The sequence below is a fragment of the Curtobacterium sp. MCSS17_006 genome (assembly GCF_003234215.1).
Classification (GTDB): Bacteria; Actinomycetota; Actinomycetes; order Actinomycetales; family Microbacteriaceae; genus Curtobacterium; species Curtobacterium flaccumfaciens.
The window spans coordinates 353,704-370,517 of the sequence record NZ_QKSO01000001.1; the positions used below are offsets into that span (position 1 = coordinate 353,704).

Annotated in this window: 19 protein-coding genes; 17 read left to right on the forward strand and 2 right to left on the reverse strand. The window is 71.1% G+C overall.

The window, feature by feature from the left end; translation table 11 throughout:
• Positions 1-17: 17 nt before the first annotated feature.
• The gene (locus DEJ21_RS01765; RefSeq protein ID WP_111223509.1) at positions 18-1,481 is read left to right on the forward strand and encodes an NlpC/P60 family protein; all 1,464 of its coding nucleotides are present in this window, start codon (positions 18-20) and stop codon (positions 1,479-1,481) included.
• Positions 1,482-1,748: 267 nt separating this feature from the next.
• On the opposite strand, the gene DEJ21_RS01770 is transcribed toward DEJ21_RS01765, so the two are convergent.
• A complete protein-coding gene (locus tag DEJ21_RS01770; protein ID WP_027467055.1) occupies positions 1,749-2,240 on the reverse strand; it encodes an inorganic diphosphatase in 492 nt (163 codons plus the stop codon).
• A 64-nt stretch (positions 2,241-2,304) separates the two neighbouring features.
• Between DEJ21_RS01770 and tilS the strand changes: the two genes are divergently transcribed.
• From tilS to DEJ21_RS01840, 15 genes are all read left to right on the forward strand, one after another.
• Complete coding sequence (gene tilS, locus DEJ21_RS01775) at positions 2,305-3,324, forward strand: tRNA lysidine(34) synthetase TilS (protein WP_111032546.1); 1,020 nt, start codon at positions 2,305-2,307, stop codon at positions 3,322-3,324.
• A gap of 9 nt (positions 3,325-3,333) precedes the next feature.
• Positions 3,334-3,885 (forward strand): hypoxanthine phosphoribosyltransferase, encoded by a 552-nt coding sequence (hpt, locus tag DEJ21_RS01780; RefSeq protein ID WP_017887686.1) that lies wholly within the window; start codon positions 3,334-3,336, stop codon positions 3,883-3,885.
• A 158-nt stretch (positions 3,886-4,043) separates the two neighbouring features.
• Positions 4,044-6,032, forward strand: coding sequence for an ATP-dependent zinc metalloprotease FtsH (ftsH, locus tag DEJ21_RS01785; RefSeq protein ID WP_111047996.1), 1,989 nt, complete (start codon positions 4,044-4,046; stop codon positions 6,030-6,032).
• A gap of 6 nt (positions 6,033-6,038) precedes the next feature.
• Entirely contained in the window at positions 6,039-7,007 is a 969-nt protein-coding gene (folP, locus tag DEJ21_RS01790) for a dihydropteroate synthase (protein WP_173032459.1), read from the forward strand.
• Complete coding sequence (gene folB / locus DEJ21_RS01795; RefSeq protein ID WP_220036545.1) at positions 7,004-7,393, forward strand: dihydroneopterin aldolase; 390 nt, start codon at positions 7,004-7,006, stop codon at positions 7,391-7,393. Before folP ends, folB begins: the two co-directional genes overlap by 4 nt.
• Positions 7,390-7,944 carry a 2-amino-4-hydroxy-6-hydroxymethyldihydropteridine diphosphokinase gene (gene folK, locus DEJ21_RS01800; RefSeq protein ID WP_111223510.1) on the forward strand — a complete coding sequence of 185 codons (555 nt, stop codon included), beginning with the start codon at positions 7,390-7,392 and terminating at the stop codon, positions 7,942-7,944. Before folB ends, folK begins: the two co-directional genes overlap by 4 nt.
• Complete coding sequence (locus DEJ21_RS01805; RefSeq protein ID WP_071404509.1) at positions 7,941-8,432, forward strand: DUF3180 domain-containing protein; 492 nt, start codon at positions 7,941-7,943, stop codon at positions 8,430-8,432. The genes folK and DEJ21_RS01805 overlap by 4 nt, the downstream gene beginning before the upstream one ends.
• Positions 8,433-8,456: 24 nt before the next feature.
• A complete protein-coding gene (locus DEJ21_RS01810) occupies positions 8,457-8,978 on the forward strand; it encodes a PH domain-containing protein (RefSeq protein ID WP_110863569.1) in 522 nt (173 codons plus the stop codon).
• A gap of 9 nt (positions 8,979-8,987) precedes the next feature.
• On the forward strand, positions 8,988-10,748 hold the full coding sequence (locus tag DEJ21_RS01815) for a PH domain-containing protein (protein ID WP_111223511.1): 1,761 nt from the start codon (positions 8,988-8,990) through the stop codon (positions 10,746-10,748).
• On the forward strand, positions 10,745-11,437 hold the full coding sequence (locus DEJ21_RS01820; RefSeq protein ID WP_181435749.1) for a Rossmann-like and DUF2520 domain-containing protein: 693 nt from the start codon (positions 10,745-10,747) through the stop codon (positions 11,435-11,437). Before DEJ21_RS01815 ends, DEJ21_RS01820 begins: the two co-directional genes overlap by 4 nt.
• Before the next feature lie 71 nt (positions 11,438-11,508).
• Positions 11,509-13,035: a lysine--tRNA ligase gene (gene lysS, locus DEJ21_RS01825; RefSeq protein WP_111223512.1), complete on the forward strand. Its 1,527-nt coding sequence runs from the start codon at positions 11,509-11,511 to the stop codon at positions 13,033-13,035.
• Between the two features lie 29 nt (positions 13,036-13,064).
• Positions 13,065-13,268 carry a hypothetical protein gene (locus DEJ21_RS01830; RefSeq protein ID WP_071245264.1) on the forward strand — a complete coding sequence of 68 codons (204 nt, stop codon included), beginning with the start codon at positions 13,065-13,067 and terminating at the stop codon, positions 13,266-13,268.
• Positions 13,269-13,326: 58 nt separating this feature from the next.
• A complete protein-coding gene (locus DEJ21_RS18080; RefSeq protein ID WP_181435750.1) occupies positions 13,327-13,488 on the forward strand; it encodes a hypothetical protein in 162 nt (53 codons plus the stop codon).
• Positions 13,489-13,551: 63 nt separating this feature from the next.
• Entirely contained in the window at positions 13,552-13,686 is a 135-nt protein-coding gene (locus DEJ21_RS18525) for a hypothetical protein (RefSeq protein WP_258320880.1), read from the forward strand.
• 353 nt (positions 13,687-14,039) lie between these two features.
• Positions 14,040-15,098 (forward strand): sigma-70 family RNA polymerase sigma factor, encoded by a 1,059-nt coding sequence (locus DEJ21_RS01840; protein WP_035809350.1) that lies wholly within the window; start codon positions 14,040-14,042, stop codon positions 15,096-15,098.
• Positions 15,099-15,248: 150 nt separating this feature from the next.
• Here DEJ21_RS01840 and DEJ21_RS01845 read toward each other — a convergent pair whose 3' ends face one another.
• Positions 15,249-16,181, reverse strand: coding sequence for an NAD(+)/NADH kinase (locus DEJ21_RS01845; protein ID WP_071404515.1), 933 nt, complete (start codon positions 16,179-16,181; stop codon positions 15,249-15,251).
• A 70-nt stretch (positions 16,182-16,251) separates the two neighbouring features.
• Here DEJ21_RS01845 and DEJ21_RS01850 point away from each other — a divergent pair, with 70 nt between their 5' ends.
• Positions 16,252-16,728 (forward strand): Clp protease N-terminal domain-containing protein, encoded by a 477-nt coding sequence (locus tag DEJ21_RS01850; RefSeq protein WP_181433073.1) that lies wholly within the window; start codon positions 16,252-16,254, stop codon positions 16,726-16,728.
• Positions 16,729-16,814: the final 86 nt, after the last annotated feature.

Genomic DNA, 16,814 nt, shown 5'->3' on the forward strand with positions numbered 1-16,814 from the left:
AGGCGTCGACCCACGTCATGACCACCTCCGCTCGCTCGTTCTCCTGCGGGATCGCGACCATCGCCGTGCTCGGCATCGGCCTCTCGGTCGTCATCGCCGGACCGGCCCAAGCCGCACCCTCGGGTCCGTCCTGGGACGACGTCAAGGCCGCCAAGTCCGATGCGGCCGACGCCCAGCAGACGGTCGACGAGCTGAGCGACCGCCTCGGCACGCTGCAGGACGCCGCCGACCAGGCCGGTGTCGCCGAGCAGCAGGCCGGGCAGGCGTACGCCCTCGCGGCGTCGCAGCAGCAGGAGGCGAAGGACACCCTCGCCGACCTGTCCGCGCAGTCGAAGCGCGCGAAGGCCCGGGCGGACGACTCTGCCGGCCAGGTCGCCGGGCTCGTGGTCGAGCTGTCCCGCACGGGCGGCGGTGACCTGTCGACGACCATGCTCATGGACTCGTCGGACTCGAAGGACCTGCTCTACCGCGTCGGCACGATGTCGCACCTGTCGGAGCGCTCCGCGACCGTCCTGGCCGAAGCACGCGCCGATCAGAAGACCGTCGAGTCCCTGGCCGCGCAGCAGTCCGCGGCGGAGAAGGCCCTGCGCAAGGCGACCGAGGCGACGAAGACCACCTTCGCGACGGCCAACGACGTGGCCGCAGGCGCCCAGGCGCGGGTGCAGAAGGAACAGGACCAGCAGGCCGAGGTCCTGCGCCAGCTCGCGTACCTGAAGGGCACGAGCGTCGCGACGGAGACCTCGTACTGGAGCGCGCAGCAGGCGAAGGCCGCCGCGGCCGCCATCGCGAAGCAGACAAACGACGCCGGCACCGGGAACGGCTCCGGCACCGGGAACGCCACCGGCGGCGGCACGAGCGGCAGCAACACCGGCAACACCGGCAACACGGGCGGCACCGGCAGCACCGGCGGCGGGACCTCCACCCCGGCCGTGCCGAGCACGCCGTCCAAGCCCAGCACCCCGTCGAACCCCGGCACCCCCGCGAAGCCGAGCACCCCGAGCAAGCCGGCACCCGCACCTGCTCCGGCCCCCGCCCCTGCTCCTGCTCCTGCTCCTGCACCGGCGCCCGCTCCGGCCCCGAGCAGCCCCTCGAAGGCCGCCGGCGCCATCGCGTTCGCCCGTGCCCAGCTCGGCGAGCCGTACGTCCTGACCGGCGCCGGCCCGAACACCTGGGACTGCTCCGGCCTCGTGATGATGGCCTACAACTCGCAGGGCATCGCGACCGGCGGACACAACGTGGTCTGGCAGTACAACTACTTCAAGTCGATCGGCCGCCTCGTCCCGCTGTCCCAGCGCCAGCCCGGCGACATCCTGTTCTACTCGTCGAACGGCACCGCCTCGGGGGCGTACCACGACTCGATCGTGACGAGCTACGGCACCATGGTCGAGGCCGCGCGCCCCGGCGTCGGCGTCGTCGAGCGCGCGATCTGGCTGCCGAACCAGCTCATGCCGTACGTCGCCCGCCCGAGCGGTTCCCTGTAGCCCGCTCCCGGAGCGCCCGTTCTTTCCCAGAGCGGCTGCGGTAGCAAGCGAGATCGGGCGTACCTGCACGGATCAACCCACCAGGTACGCCCGTTTCCACCCGGTACGCCCGTTTCCATCAGGCGCGCCGCCCGCACGCCGCGCCCCCGCACGCCACGCTCCGCCCGCGCACGCCCCGCCCCGCGCGACAGCAGCCCACCACGCACGACACAGAACGGCGCCCGCCCTCCGGAAGGAGAGCGGGCGCCGTTCGTCGTCAGGGGATCGTCAGTGCGAGCCGGGCACGTACGCGGCCTGACCGGCCTGCACGATGCGCTCGGCCTCGGCGGCGTCGCCCCAGCCCTCGGCCTTGACCCACTTGTTCGGCTCGAGGTCCTTGTAGCGCTCGAAGAAGTGCGCGATCTCGGCCTTCGTCTGCTCCGGCACGTCCGAGATGTCCTGGATGTGCGCCCAGCGCGGGTCCTTGGCGGGGACGACGAGGACCTTCTCGTCGTTGCCGGCCTCGTCGCTCATCTTGAAGACGCCGACGGGGCGAACCTTGACGCCGACGCCGGGGAACGTCGGGAACTCGAGCAGCAGCAGCGCGTCCACGGGGTCACCGTCGTCGGCCAGGGTCTTCTCGAAGAACCCGTAGTCGGTGGGGTAGACGAACGAGGTGAACAGCACGCGGTCGAGGTAGACGCGACCGGTCTCGTGGTCCACCTCGTACTTGTTGCGGCTGCCCTTGGGGATCTCGACGACGACGTCGTACGCGGCCATGTTGCGCTCCTGTGTTTGCTTCGGGGACTGTCGTGTGTTGCGAAAGCGCGGCTAACGTTACCGGGTGAACTCTCCGCGTCCCCGGCTCGACCCCGCCGTCGCCGCGACCCGCCTGGCCGTCCGCGACCTGCTCGCCGCAGCCGTCGACGACGGCGTGGTCGCCGCAGGCGACCTGGTCCTCGTCGCACTGAGCGGCGGACCGGACTCCCTCGCCCTGGCGGCGGCCACCGCGTTCGAAGCGGGCAAGCAGGGTCTGCGGGCCGGGGCGGTGGTCGTCGACCACGCGCTCCAGGCGGGCTCCGAGGCGGTCGCGAGCCGCGCCTCCCGGCAGGCATCCGAGCTGGGACTCGACCCGGTGACGGTCCGCAGGGTCACGGTCGGCTCCGACGGTGGTCCGGAAGGCGCCGCCCGGGAGGCCCGCCACGCGTCGATCGCCGAGGTCGCGGCCGCCACCGGATCACCCCTGGTGCTGCTGGGCCACACCCTGGACGACCAGGCCGAGACCGTGCTGCTCGGCCTGCTGCGCGGCAGCGGGCCGGACAGCCTGTCCGGCATGCAGCCGCTCGCCCGCCGCGACGGCGGTCCGGCCTACGGCCGGCCGCTCCTGTCGGTCCGGCGCAACGCGACCCGGCAGGCGTGCGCCGCAGCGGGGCTGGCGCCGTGGCACGACCCGCAGAACGACGATCCCGCGTACGCACGGGTGCGGGTGCGGAACACCCTGCTGCCGGTGCTCGAACGGGAGCTCGGTGCCGGGGTGCCCGAGGCCCTGGCCCGGACGGCCGACCAGCTGCGCGAGGACTCCGCTGCTCTGGACCACTTCGCCGAGGAGATCGCGGAGGACATCGCCGAGCACTCCGAGGCGGGCATCTCGCTGTCGGTGCGGGCGCTCGGGGCGAACCCACCGGCGCTCCGGCAGCGACTCGTGCGCCTCGCGGTGGAGAGCGAGTTCGGGGTGACGCTGTCGCGCGTGCAGACGCTCGAGGTCTGCCGGCTCGTCACGGACTGGAGCGGACAGGGCCCGATCGACCTGCCGGGCGTCCGTGCCACGCGGACCGGCGACCGCATCGAGTTCAGCGCCGGTTAGGCTGGCGTGGTGGAACTCTCCGACGTCCAGGCAGACCTGTCCGAAGTGCTCTTCACCCCCGAGCAGATCGACGAGAAGCTCGCCGAGCTCGCGGCGGTCGTCGACGCCGACTACGCGGGCCGCGACCCGCTGCTCGTCGGGGTGCTCAAGGGTGCCGTCATGGTGATGGCGGACTTCTCGCGCCACCTCAAGATGCAGGCGCGGATGGACTGGATGGCGGTGTCGTCGTACGGCTCCGGCACGAAGTCGTCCGGCGTGGTGCGGATCCTCAAGGACCTCGACACCGACCTGCACGGCCGCGACGTCCTGATCGTCGAGGACATCATCGACTCCGGTCTGACCCTGTCGTGGCTCAAGCAGAACCTGCAGTCCCGTGGTGCCGCGAGCGTCGAGATCGTCGCCCTGCTGCGCAAGCCCGAGGCCGCCAAGGTCGAGGTCGACGTGAAGTACGTGGGCTTCGACATCCCCGACGCGTTCGTGGTCGGCTACGGCCTGGACTACGACGAGCGCTACCGCAACCTGCGCGGCGTCGGCGTCCTCGCTCCGCACGTCTACTCCTGACGGGCGGCCCGCCGCGCTCGGGTCGCACTCGGCCGACTCTGGCCCGGGGGTGAGTTCGCCCGCAGAGGACACCCATTCTCGCCACAGAATCGCGGCCGTATGCTGACCTGCACGCAACTTCGGCAGAGAAAGGTGTCGGGCACTCGCGCCCGGATCACATGAACTTCAAGCGCATCTTCCGCGGCCCGTACCTCTACGTGCTGATCGCGCTGGCGGGCATCTTCATCGGCTGGAGCGTCATCAGCCAGGGCAGCACGCAACAGATCGACACCCAGAAGGGTCTCGAGCAGCTGTCCGACGACAAGGTCTCGTCCGTGACCATCAACTCCACCGAGCAGCGGGTCGACCTCGTCCTGAAGGACGGCGACAAGCAGGAGCAGTTCTACTACTCCACGCCGCGCGGCGAAGAGGTCGTGCAGGCGGTCAACGACTCCAACCTGCCGGACGGCTACAACGACACCGTGCAACAGGGCAACTGGTTCCTGTCGCTGCTCGGCATCCTGCTGCCGTTCCTGATCATCGGTGCCCTGTTCTGGTTCCTGCTCTCGAGCGCCCAGGGCGGCGGCTCGAAAGTCATGCAGTTCGGCAAGTCGAAGGCCAAGATCAACAACAAGGAGAACCCGCAGGTGTCGTTCGCCGACGTCGCGGGTGCCGACGAGGCGATCGAAGAACTCCACGAGATCAAGGAGTTCCTCAAGGAGCCCGCGAAGTTCCAGGCCGTCGGGGCGAAGATCCCGAAGGGCGTGCTGCTCTACGGCCCTCCCGGAACCGGCAAGACCCTGCTCGCCCGCGCCGTCGCGGGAGAAGCCGGCGTGCCGTTCTACTCGATCTCCGGTTCGGACTTCGTCGAGATGTTCGTCGGTGTCGGTGCGAGCCGTGTCCGTGACCTCTTCGAGCAGGCCAAGGCGAACTCGCCGGCCATCGTCTTCATCGACGAGATCGACGCCGTCGGTCGTCACCGTGGTGCCGGCATCGGTGGTGGCAACGACGAGCGCGAGCAGACGCTGAACCAGCTCCTCGTCGAGATGGACGGCTTCGACGGCAAGACGAACGTCATCCTCATCGCCGCGACGAACCGTCCCGACGTGCTCGACCCCGCGCTCCTGCGCCCCGGCCGCTTTGACCGCCAGATCGGTGTCGACGCTCCGGGTCTCGCCGGCCGCAAGCAGATCCTCGAGGTGCACGCGAAGGGCAAGCCGCTCGCCGCGAGCGTCGACCTCGAGCTGCTCGCCCGCAAGACGCCGGGCTTCACCGGTGCCGACCTGGCGAACGTCCTGAACGAGGCAGCCCTGCTGACCGCCCGTTCGAACGCGCAGCTCATCGACAACCGTGCCCTCGACGAGGCCGTCGACCGTGTGATGGCCGGCCCGCAGCGCCGCACGCGGATCATGTCCGACCAGGAACGCCTGATCACCGCGTACCACGAGGGCGGCCACGCCCTGGCGGCAGCGGCGATGCGGCACACCGACCCCGTCACGAAGATCACGATCCTGCCCCGCGGCCGTGCCCTCGGCTACACGATGGTGCTCCCGCTCGAGGACAAGTACTCGGTCACCCGCAACGAGCTCCTCGACCAGCTCACCTACGCCATGGGTGGTCGCGTCGCCGAGGAGATCGTCTTCCACGACCCGACCACGGGCGCCTCGAACGACATCGAGAAGGCCACCGGCACCGCCCGCAAGATGGTGACCGAGTACGGCATGAGCCAGGCCGTCGGATCCGTCAAGCTCGGGTCCGGCTCGAGCGAGCCGTTCGTCGGCCGCGACATGAGCGGTGGCACCGGTCGCGACTACTCGGAGACCATCGCGCAGACGGTCGACGCCGAGACCCGCGCCCTGCTCGAGGCCGCGCACGACGAGGCCTACCAGGTGCTCAACGACAACCGCGACATCCTCGACCGCCTGGCCGGCGAGCTCCTCGAGAAGGAGACGCTCGACGCCCCGGAGCTCGTGGAGATCTTCAAGGACGTCCGCAAGCTGCCGGAGCGCCCGCAGTGGCTCTCCAGCGACAAGCGCCCGGTCAGCAACCTGCCCGCGATCGACGTGCCCGGCAAGGCCGCCTCGACCGCAGCGGACCCGTCGGACTCCGAGTCGACCTCGAAGACCCGTCGTCGCCCGTTCGGCAACCCGGGTATCGCCCCCGCGTAGGCCGGCATGACCGAGCTGCCGACGCGACGAGAGCGTCGACTCGCCGAGGTGAGTCGTGCCCGCGCCGCCGCCGCCGAACCGGCGACGGTCGCGATCGACCTCCGTGCACCCCAGCCGGTGCCGGAGGTCGTGACCGGCCGTCGCCGTGACCGCGGTGGTCCGGCCGAGGAACGCACCCGGGTGCTCGGCATCCTCAACGTCACCCCCGACTCGTTCAGCGACGGCGGGCTGCACCAGGCCTACGACGCCGCCGTGCAGCACGCACGGGACCTCGTCGCCGCCGGTGCGGACGTCATCGACGTCGGTGGCGAGTCCACACGCCCCGGTTCGGAGCGCGTGCCCGTGCCGGTCGAGCAGGAACGGGTGCTGCCCGTCGTGCAGCAGCTCGTCGCCGAGGGCATCCCGGTCAGCGTCGACACCATGAACGCCGCGACGGCGGAACGTGCCGTCGACCTCGGTGCCGCCATCGTCAACGACGTCTCGGGCGGACTCGCCGACCCGGACATGGCCCGGGTCGTGGCGTCGACGGGCGTCGGGTTCGTCGTCATGCACTGGCGCGGCCACAGCGACCGGATGTACCGCAACGCCGAGTACACCCACGCGGTCGAAGAGGTCCGGCGCGAGGTCGAACTCCGGGTCGCCGAACTCATCGTGCTCGGTGTCCGGCAGGAGCAGGTCGTCATCGACCCGGGCCTCGGCTTCGCCAAGCACGGCGTGCAGAACTGGGAGATCCTGGCCGGTTACGAGCGCTTCGCCTCGATCGGTCTGCCGGTGCTCGTCGCCGCCTCACGCAAGCGGTTCCTCGACGGTGTCGGGAGCCCCGAGGGTGCCCCGCCCAGGGAGCGCGACCTCGCCACCGCCGCCATCAGCCTGCTCGCCGCCGAACGCGGCGCGTGGGGTGTGCGCGTGCACGACCCGGCACCGACCCGTGCCGTGCTCGACGTCTGGGACGCCTGGAGGGCAGCTCGATCGTGAACGACACCATCCGACTCACCGGGGTCCGCGCCCGCGGACACCACGGCGTCTTCGACCACGAGCGTCAGGACGGCCAGGACTTCGTCGTCGACGTCGCCGTGGAGCTCGACGCCCGCGCCGCCTCGGGCAGCGACGACCTCGACGCCACCGTGCACTACGGCGTCCTCGCCGAGCAGGTCGTCGCCGAGATCGAACGCGACCCGGTCGACCTGATCGAGACCCTGGCCGAGCGCATCGCCGCCGCGGTGCTGACCCACCGAGCCGCACTCGCGACCGAGGTCACGGTGCACAAGCCGCAGGCCCCGATCACCGTGCCGTTCACCGACGTCTCGATCACCATCCGGCGCACCCGCGGCGCCACGGTGCCGGACGAGGAAGAAGAATGACCCACCGGGTCGTCGTCGCCCTCGGAGCGAACCTCGGCGACCGGGGGAGCACACTCCGCGCCGCGGCCACCGCGATCGCCGCCCTGCCCGGGGTCGAGCCGGTGGCCTCGAGCCGCGAGGTCGAGTCCGTCGCCGTGACCCTCGACGGCCTCGACACGTCGAAGCCCCGCTACCGGAACGCCGTCGTGGTCGTCGACACCGACCTCGAGCCGCAGGCCTTCCTCGACGCCCTGCACGGCATCGAGGACGCCCACGGCCGCACGCGCGAGGTCCGGTGGGGCGACCGCACCCTCGACCTCGACGTCATCGCGGTGGACGACCTGCGGATCGCCACGGACACCCTGGTCGTGCCCCACCCCCGGGCAGTGGAGCGCGCGTTCGTGCTCGCCCCGTGGCTCGACGCGGACCCCGAGGCCGTCCTGCCCGGTGCCGGACCGGTGGCCGACCTGCTCACCGCCGTGGGGGACGACACCGAGCGCGTCGACGAGCCGCGCCTGTTCGCGGAGCCGGCACGGGCCTCCCGGCCGGCGGGGAGCGCGACCAGCGCATGAAGCCCACCCGTGCCTCCACGCTGATCAGCATCGCCGTCGTGACGGTGGTCGCCGGCTTCGCACTCGACGCCGTCCTGGCGTCGCGCCAGCTGCCGACGTTCCTGTTCTCGATCCCGCTCGGCGTCACGCTCGCGTTCATCGGCGTCGCCGTCGTGCTCATGGCACGCCCGGTGCGCCGGCACGCGCGCGACGGCGCGGGACGCCAGCGGCCGGTCGACCCGCTCTACGCGACGCGGGTCGTCGTGCTCGCGAAGGCGTCCAGCATCTGCGGCACGCTGCTCGGCGGGTTCGCCCTCGGCCTCGTGCTGTACCTGCTGACCCGTTCCGCGACGCCTTCGCTAGGCTCGACCCTGCCGAACGTGATCGCCGTCGGGGGCGGGATCGTCCTGACGGTCTGCGCACTCGTGGCGGAGCGCATGTGCATCGCACCCCCGGGTGACGACGACGACCGTGACGATCCCCGCAACGGTTCGACGACGGTGAACTGACCGAGCAACCCCAGGAGGCCCGCGATGCCGCGTGAACGACTCGACGAGCCCGGCCTCGGCCTCGGTGGGATCGCCTGGCAGCGGGTGTCCGCGAAGCTCGTGTGGACCGAACTCATCACCACGCTCGTGATCGGTGTCGTGCTCACCGCGGGCTGCGTGCTCATCGGGATCGTCACCGACGGCTTCGGTTCCGGGGCCGGCACGGTCTGGCTGTCCATCGGCATCGTCGTCGCGGTCACCACGGCGATCACCGCCGCGCTCACACCCCGACGGGTCCGGGCCATCGGCTACGCGCTCCGTGACGACGACCTGGTCGTGCGCCGCGGCCTCATGTGGCAGCGCTTCACGGCGGTCCCGTACGGCCGGATGCAGCTCGTCGACGTCGCCCGCGGGCCGCTCGACCGGGCGCTCGGCATGAGCGAGCTGAAGTTCGTCACCGCCGCGGCTGCGACGAACGTCCGGATCCCGGGTGTCCCGGCTGCGGATGCCGACGAGCTGCGCGACCGCCTCGTCGAGCTCGCCGAGTCCCGTCGCGCCGGACTGTAGGGGTCGTCCGTGACCTTCCGACCGGGCACCCCGCCACCCGCTCCGCCCGCCCCGCCCACCCGGGGCAACGCGGCCGCTGCGGCGCCCCTGACCGACGGCGAGTGGCACCGCCTGCACCCGCTGACCCCGCTGCTCAAGGGCGGGATCTTCCTCATCGTCATCCTCGGCTACGTGCTGAACAGCCTGCGTGACCAGCTCGTCGAGTTCTTCATCCCGGGCGAGCAGCAGGAGGACGGTGACCCGGTCCGGTACGTGTACGAGCACGGCGTCGTCGGCTGGGTCCTGCTCGGCATCGTGGTGCTGCTCGTGGTGCTGATCGGGTTGTTCTACCTGTCCTGGCGCATGCACGAGTTCCGCGTCACCGGCGAGATCGTCGAGGTGCGCTCGGGCGTGCTGTTCCGGAACCACCGCAAGGCCCGGCTCGACCGGATCCAGGGCATCAACATCCAGCGGCCGCTCGTGCCCCGGGTGTTCGGCACCGCCAAGCTCGAGATCGCGCAGGCCGGCAACGACGCCAACGTGCAGCTCGCCTACCTCGGGGCCCGCGCCGCCGACGACCTGCGGCAGCGGATCCTGGTGCTCGCGTCCGGTGCGAAGGACGACGACGGCCACGGTGGCCCGTCGCGGCAGTCGCACGGAGCACTGCAGGACCGCGTCGACGAGATGTTCTCGCCCGAGCTCGACCCGGCAGCCGTGCACGCGACCCGCATCGTCAAGGTGCGCCCGGGTCGCCTCATCGCGTCGATGCTGCTGTCCGGCACGACGCTGTTCCTGGTGCTCGTCATCGCCGCGATGATCGTCAGCGTCGCCGTCACCGGTGAGTACGGCCTGCTGTTCGGACTGTTCCCCGCCGTCCTCGGTGCCGGTGGTTACTACGTCCGCAAGTTCTCCCGTTCGCTGCAGTACACGATCGCCGAGACCCGCGACGGCATCCGGATCGGCTTCGGGCTGGTCTCGACCTCCAACGAGACGCTGCCGCCCGGCCGCATCCACGCCGTCAGCGTCGCGCAGCCGCTGCTGTGGCGTCCGTTCGGCTGGTGGGACATCCGCATCAACCGGGCGACGAGCGCCGGCAACGGGGCGTCGAGCAACCAGCAGGTGTCCTCGATCGTGCTGCCCGTGGGCACCACGGCGGACGTCCGCGAGGTCCTCGACATCATCCTGCCCGGGCTCGTCGGCACCGTGGTCGCGGGCCCCGAGGCCTCGCAGGAAGCCCTGCGCGAGGGTGCGGCCGAAGCCGTGGACGTCGTCGATGACAGCCTCACCACCTCGGGCGACCGCGGTGGCTTCGTGCACTCCCCACGCCGTGGCGCCTGGCTCCGTCCGTTCGCGTTCCGCCGCAACGGCTACCGGTTCGTGCAGGGTGCGGTGCTGCTGCGGCTCGGGGCCGTGTGGCGTTCGCTCGTCATCGTGCCGCTTCCCCGGGTGCAGAGCGTCAAGGTCGAGCAGGGTCCGCTCGAGCGTGCCCTGCGGCTCGCAGCCGTCCACGTCCACACCGTGGCCGGGCCGGTCTCGGCCCGCGTCGGCGCGCTCGACGCGCGTGACGCGCAGCGCCTGTGGTCGGAGACGACGCAGCGTGCCGTCGAGGCGGCCGCGGTCGACACGACCCACCGCTGGCGCGAACGGGAGGCCCGTCCCGCGTCCGCCACGCACCCTGCGGCCGGCACCGTGCCCGGGTCCGGAGCCCCTGCCGGGCAGGCGGCGGACCACCGGTCCGGCGCCGTCCCCGCCGGCTGGGACGACGTCCCACCGACCGGAGCCGCACGATGAGGGCGGGGCGTCTCGGGGTCGGCATCGTCGGCGCCGGACGGGTCGGACCCGTCCTCGGAGCAGCCCTGGCGAACGCGGAGCACGCCGTCGTCGGGGTGACCGCCGTGTCCGACGAGGGCCGTGACCGCGCCGAGGCGATGCTGCCCGGCGCCCCGGTGCTCGCGACGCCGGACCTGGTCGAGCGGAGCGAACTCGTGCTGCTCGCGGTGCCGGACGACCAGCTCGCCTCGCTCGTGCAGGGGCTGGCGGACGCCGGGATCTGGCAGCCGGGGCAGCTCGTCGTCCACACCAGCCCGGACCACGGCGTCGGCATCCTCGCCCCGGCGATGGCGGCCGGTGCCATCCCGTTGGCGATCCACCCCGCGATGGCCTTCACAGGCACGAGCGTCGACCTGTCCCGGCTGCGCGACGCGTACTGCGCGGTGACCGCCCCGGCGCCCGTGCTGCCGATCGCGCAGGCGCTCGTGGTCGAGATGGGCGCCGAACCGTTCGTCGTCGCCGAGGCGGACCGGCCCGCCTACGCCGATGCGGTGCGGGCCGCCGTGAGCTTCTCGACCGCGATCGTCGACCAGTCGGCGGGCACCCTGTCCGGCATCGGCGTCGATCACCCCGGACGTGTCCTCGGTGCGCTCGTCCGCTCCGCCGTCGACAACGCGCTCACCGCCGCCGACGGGCAGTCGACGCTCTAGCGGTTCGGGGGCGGGACCGCGGCGCGGGTAGCATTTCCCCCGACCCCCACGACCATCGGAGCCGCACCCGCATGACCGACGAGACCGTCACCCCCGACACCGCGATCGCCGACGCCGCCGCACTGGCCGAGCAGGAGACCAGCGAGCAGCGACAGGTCCGGCTCGACAAGCGGGCGAAGCTGCTGGAGTCGGGCATCGAGGCGTACCCCGCCGAGCTCCCCATCACCACGACGATCCCGGCCGTGCGCGAGCAGTACGCGCACCTGGAGACCGGCGAGGAGACCCAGGACGTCGTGGGCATCGCGGGTCGCGTGGTGTTCTCGCGCAACACCGGCAAGCTCTGCTTCGCGTCGCTGCAGTCAGGCGACGGCTCGCGTATCCAGGCGATGGTCTCCCTGGCCGAGGTGGGGGACGAGTCCCTCGCCCGCTGGAAGGAGTTCGTCGACCTGGGCGACCACGTGTTCGTGCACGGCCGTGTGATCTCCTCGCGCCGCGGCGAGCTGTCGGTCATGGTCGACGACTGGGCGATCGCGGCGAAGGCGATCCTGCCGCTGCCGAACCTGCACAACGAACTCAACGAGGAGACGCGGGTCCGCCAGCGCTACCTCGACCTCATCGTCCGCGACGAGGCCCGCGCCACCGTGCGTGCCCGCGCCGCCGTGATGGCCTCGCTCCGCCAGACCTTCACCGCGCACGAGTACCTCGAGGTCGAGACCCCGATGCTGCAGACCCAGCACGGCGGCGCCTCGGCACGACCGTTCGTGACGCACTCGAACGCCTTCGACACCGAGCTGTTCCTCCGCATCGCACCCGAGCTGTTCCTGAAGCGCGCCGTCGTCGGTGGCATCGACCGGGTGTTCGAGATCAACCGCAACTTCCGGAACGAGGGCGCCGACTCGTCGCACTCGCCCGAGTTCGCGATGGTCGAGGCGTACCAGGCGTACGGCAACTACGAGCAGATGGCCGACCTGACGCAGGAGCTCGTGCAGAACGCGACCCGCGCGGTCACCGGCGGAGCGCTCGAGGTCACCCTGCCCGACGGCAGCACCTACGACCTGGGTGGTGAGTGGCCCCGCATCGACATGTACGGCTCGCTGTCCGAGGCCGCGGGGCGTGCGATCAGCCCCGAGACTCCGCTGTCCGAGCTGCAGGCGCTCGCCGAGGCCGAGGGTGTCGAGGTCGCCCACGCCACGCACGGCAAGTACGTCGAGGAGCTCTGGGAGCACTTCGTCATCGACTCGCTCGACCGTCCGACCTTCGTGATGAACTTCCCGGTCGACACCTCGCCGCTCACCCGGCAGCACCGCACCCGTCCGGGCGTCGTCGAGAAGTGGGACCTGTACGTCCGCGGCTTCGAGCTCGGCACGGCGTACTCCGAGCTCGTCGACCCGGTCGTGCAGCGGGAGCGGTTCGTCGAGCAGGCGAAGCTCGCGGCCGGTGGTGACCTCGAGGCGATGCGCGTCGACGAGGACTTCCTGCGGGCCCTGGAGCACGCGATGCCCCCGTCGGGCGGCATGGGCATGGGGATCGACCGCCTGCTCATGGCGATCACGGGCCTGGGCATCCGCGAGACGATCCTGTTCCCGCTGGTCAAGTAGCTCCCGGTCCACCGGGGTACGATGCTCGGGTGCCTGAAGGAGTCGTAAGCGGGATCGTCTTCGCCCTGACGCCGACCATCGTCGTCGGCCTGATCTTCTGGTTCGTGATGCGCGCGATCATGCGTGCCGACCGGACCGAGCGTGCCGCGTACGCAAAGGTCGAGGCCGAGGAACGCGCCCGCTTCGAGCGTGAGCACGGTCGCCCCGCGCCGGCTCCGACGTCGGCCGAGTAGCCGCCCGCGCCCGATCCACTTCACCCCGTGTTCACCGCGCGGTGTGATCCTGTCGCGCATGCCCACCATCCCGGAGTCCGCCGCCGGCGTCGATGACCTCGACGACCTCGACGTGGAGGACGCCTTCGGACACCCGGCGTCCGGGGCGTCCGTCTCGCCCGTCGGCAGCGACGATGGACCCCTCGGCGACGAGGGCGACGTCGACGACCTCGACGTCTGAGCGCCGACGGACCGTCACACACCGTTCACCTCGCCGACGCGTGCCGGGGTGAGCATCGTCCGCATGGCAACCACCGCACATCCCTTCACGGGCCGCAGCCTCGTCGGTGACATCGAGAGCGAGTACGACGAGTTCGACCGAGACGCAGACCTCGAGGTCTCCAAGCGCCGGGACGGGTGGCTCGAACCCTCCTGGTGACCCCCACCCATTCGGTATTCGGGGTACGACGACCAGATCGCACTGATCCGGTCGGACGTACCCCTTTTGCATGTCCGGAGTACGCAGTCGCTCGGGGTACAGGGTTGGAAACGCTGATGAAACACGCCTGCAACGCCGGAAACACGGCGCTGACGGCTTGATCCGGGGCCGGATGGGGGACCAGACTGTCGGTGGGCTGTACCCCGCGGGGGACGCTTTCGATGACGAAGCACGGAGAACCCTGAGAATCGCTCCGAACGATTTGTGGGGTACACCTCCGGGCCGCTTTACTCATCAGCACCCCCCGGCAACGCCCCACGAAGCCATCACCGTCGAACGCAGGGAGAAACACCATGACGATCGCAACGGCTGCACCCAGCACCACCCGCCGCACCGCCACCAAGAAGGCATCGGCATCGAAGACCGCGACCGCCGAGTCCGCCACCACCTCCCTCGACACCGAGGTCGAGGCCGACGAGCAGCTCGCCGGTGTCCGTGGCGCCTCGGTTGACCAGGTCGGCGACTACCTCCGTCACATCGGCCGTCTCTCGCTCCTCACCGCCGAGGAAGAAGCGCAGATCGCACGCCGCATCGAGGTCGGGCTCTTCGCCGAAGAGAAGCTCGCCACCGAGAAGGGTCTCGCGAAGACCCTGCAGCGTGAACTCCGCTGGCTGGTCCGCGACGGTGAGCGCGCCAAGGAGCGCATGATCACCTCGAACCTCCGCCTCGTCGTGAGCATCGCCAAGCGGTACTCGCAGCGCGGCCTGCCTTTCATGGACGTCATCCAGGAAGGCAACCTCGGCCTGGTCCGTGCGGTCGAGAAGTTCGACTTCACGCAGGGCTACAAGTTCTCGACCTACGCCACCTGGTGGATCCGCCAGGCCATTTCGCGTGGTCTCGCCGACAAGGCACGCACGATCCGCATCCCGGTGCACACCGTCGAGCTCATCAACAAGATCTCGCGCACCGAGCGTGACCTCACCGTCGACCTCGGCCGTGCGCCGATGCCGGAGGAAGTGGCCGCCGAGCTGAGCATGAGCGTCGAGGAACTCGTCGACCTCAAGGGCCGCTCGCACGAGCCGGTCTCGATCCACACCGTGGTCGGCGACTCCGACGACAGCGAACTCGGTGACTTCATCGAGGACGAGGACGCCGCGAGCCCGAACGAGCTCACCGAGACGACGCTGCTGCACCGCGACATCCGCTCCATCGTCGCCGAGCTGCCCAGCGACGAGGCGAACGTCATCCGCATGCGCTACGGCCTGGACGACGACAAGCCGATGACCCTCGACGAGATCTCGAAGATCGTGCACACGACCCGCCAGGCCGTCAGCCGGGTGGAGTCGCGTGCCAAGCTGCGGCTGTTCGCCAAGGCGGTCTCGCAGGACATGCAGCTGTACCTGACCGACTAGGTCAGTGGACTTCGGCCGGCACGTTCACCCGTGCCGGCGCGGGGAAACCGGGTCGTTCTGTGGGAAGACGATCCGGTGGGGTGATGGGACGGCCCGCTCGAGCACTGCTCGAGCGGGCCATTCACGTTCCCGGGGTCAGGGCCAGCGGCGTCAGTCGTCGATCTCGCGCCGGAGCTTCTGCCGCAGGTCACTCGGGATGAGCTCGACCAGCTGGTCGGGCCGCACCGGCAGGTCGAGCAGGCTGAGCTTCACGCGTCCGGTGCGCCCGTGCCGCTCGGCGTCGAGCCGCACCACGCTGCCGGCGTCCTTCCGGAGCCGCATGTCGATCTGCGCCCCGGTGGCCACCTCGCCGACCACGAGCCCGTCGACCTCGAGCGCCGCGCTCCTGGTGCCCTCGGCGATGTCGAACCGGTAGCGCTCCCGCGCGGCGAGCACCACGGAGCGGTCGATCCCGGCCATCGGCGCGACCGGCGTCACCACGGAGCCGGACAGCGCGGGGGAGAGCACCGGCCCACCGGCGGCGTAGTTGTACGCGGTGGAGCCGGCCGGGGTGGCAGCCACGATGGCGTCGGCCCGGTAGTACCCGTACCCGAGGCCCCCGACGCTGAGGTCGGCCGACACCTGCCCGGAGCCCGGCCGTCGCACGATCGTCAGGTCGTTGAACGCCAGGTAGTCGGTGCGGGCACCACCCCAGGACAACCGGGCCTCGAGCGCGTGGTGCGGCTCGAGCTGGTACTCGCCGGCGGACAACCGCTCCAGCGCGCTCTCGAGCTCGGGCGGCTCGATCTCGACCAGGAACCCGACGTTGCCGTAGTTCACGCCGAGGACGGGCACCGGGCGCTTGGCCACGAGCCGCATCGCGCCGAGCATGGTGCCGTCGCCGCCGAGGGCCACCACCAGGTCGACGCGGTCGGTGAAGTCGTCGTCGTCCACCACGTCGACCCCGCCGCCGATGCGCTGGGCGTCCGCACGCCGGGCGAGCAGCTCGCCCTGGCCGGACGCGTTCCAGCGCTGCAGGGTCGTCACGGACTCCTGCACGTTCTTGGTCGGGTGGACGACGAGGCCGACGACGGGCTGCTCCATGACCGGATCGTACCGAGCGGACCTCCGATGCGGGCTGTCCCTTCGCAGAGGCATGCGATATTCTGAATACATGCAGACCGCTCAACTCTCCGTCGCCCTCCCTTCCGTCCGGCACGGCCGCGAGATCGTGCTGCTCGCCGACCTCGAATCCCACGAGTCCGGCTTCGGCTTCGTCGACGCCGAACACCTGCTGCTGGCCGCCGTCACGCTCTGCGCCGGCATGCCCCGCTTCCGCCCCCTCCTCGACGCCCACCGGATCACCCCGGACACCGTCCGCTCCGGCATCCGCGCCTTCGTCGGCGCCCACACCACCTGCCCCGGCGAACACGACCGGGTCGCGTGCACGCCCGCCGCGATGCGCGTGCTCGCCCGCGCCGCGACGATCGCCGGCCGTTCGGAGCGCATCCGGCCACCGCACGTCGTCCTCGCCGTGCTCGACTCGGTCGACGATCCGCTCGCCGGATCGGCGCACGACGTCCTCGACGCCCTGGGCGTCGACGCGCGCCGCTTCCGACGCGACCTGCGTCGCGCGGTGCGGCGCGCCTGACCCAGCGCGACCGACAAGCGGACTGGAGGCCCGTGGCGGCCCGGCCACGAGCCTCCAGTCCGTCTCGTCGTTCGCTCACTGCGCAC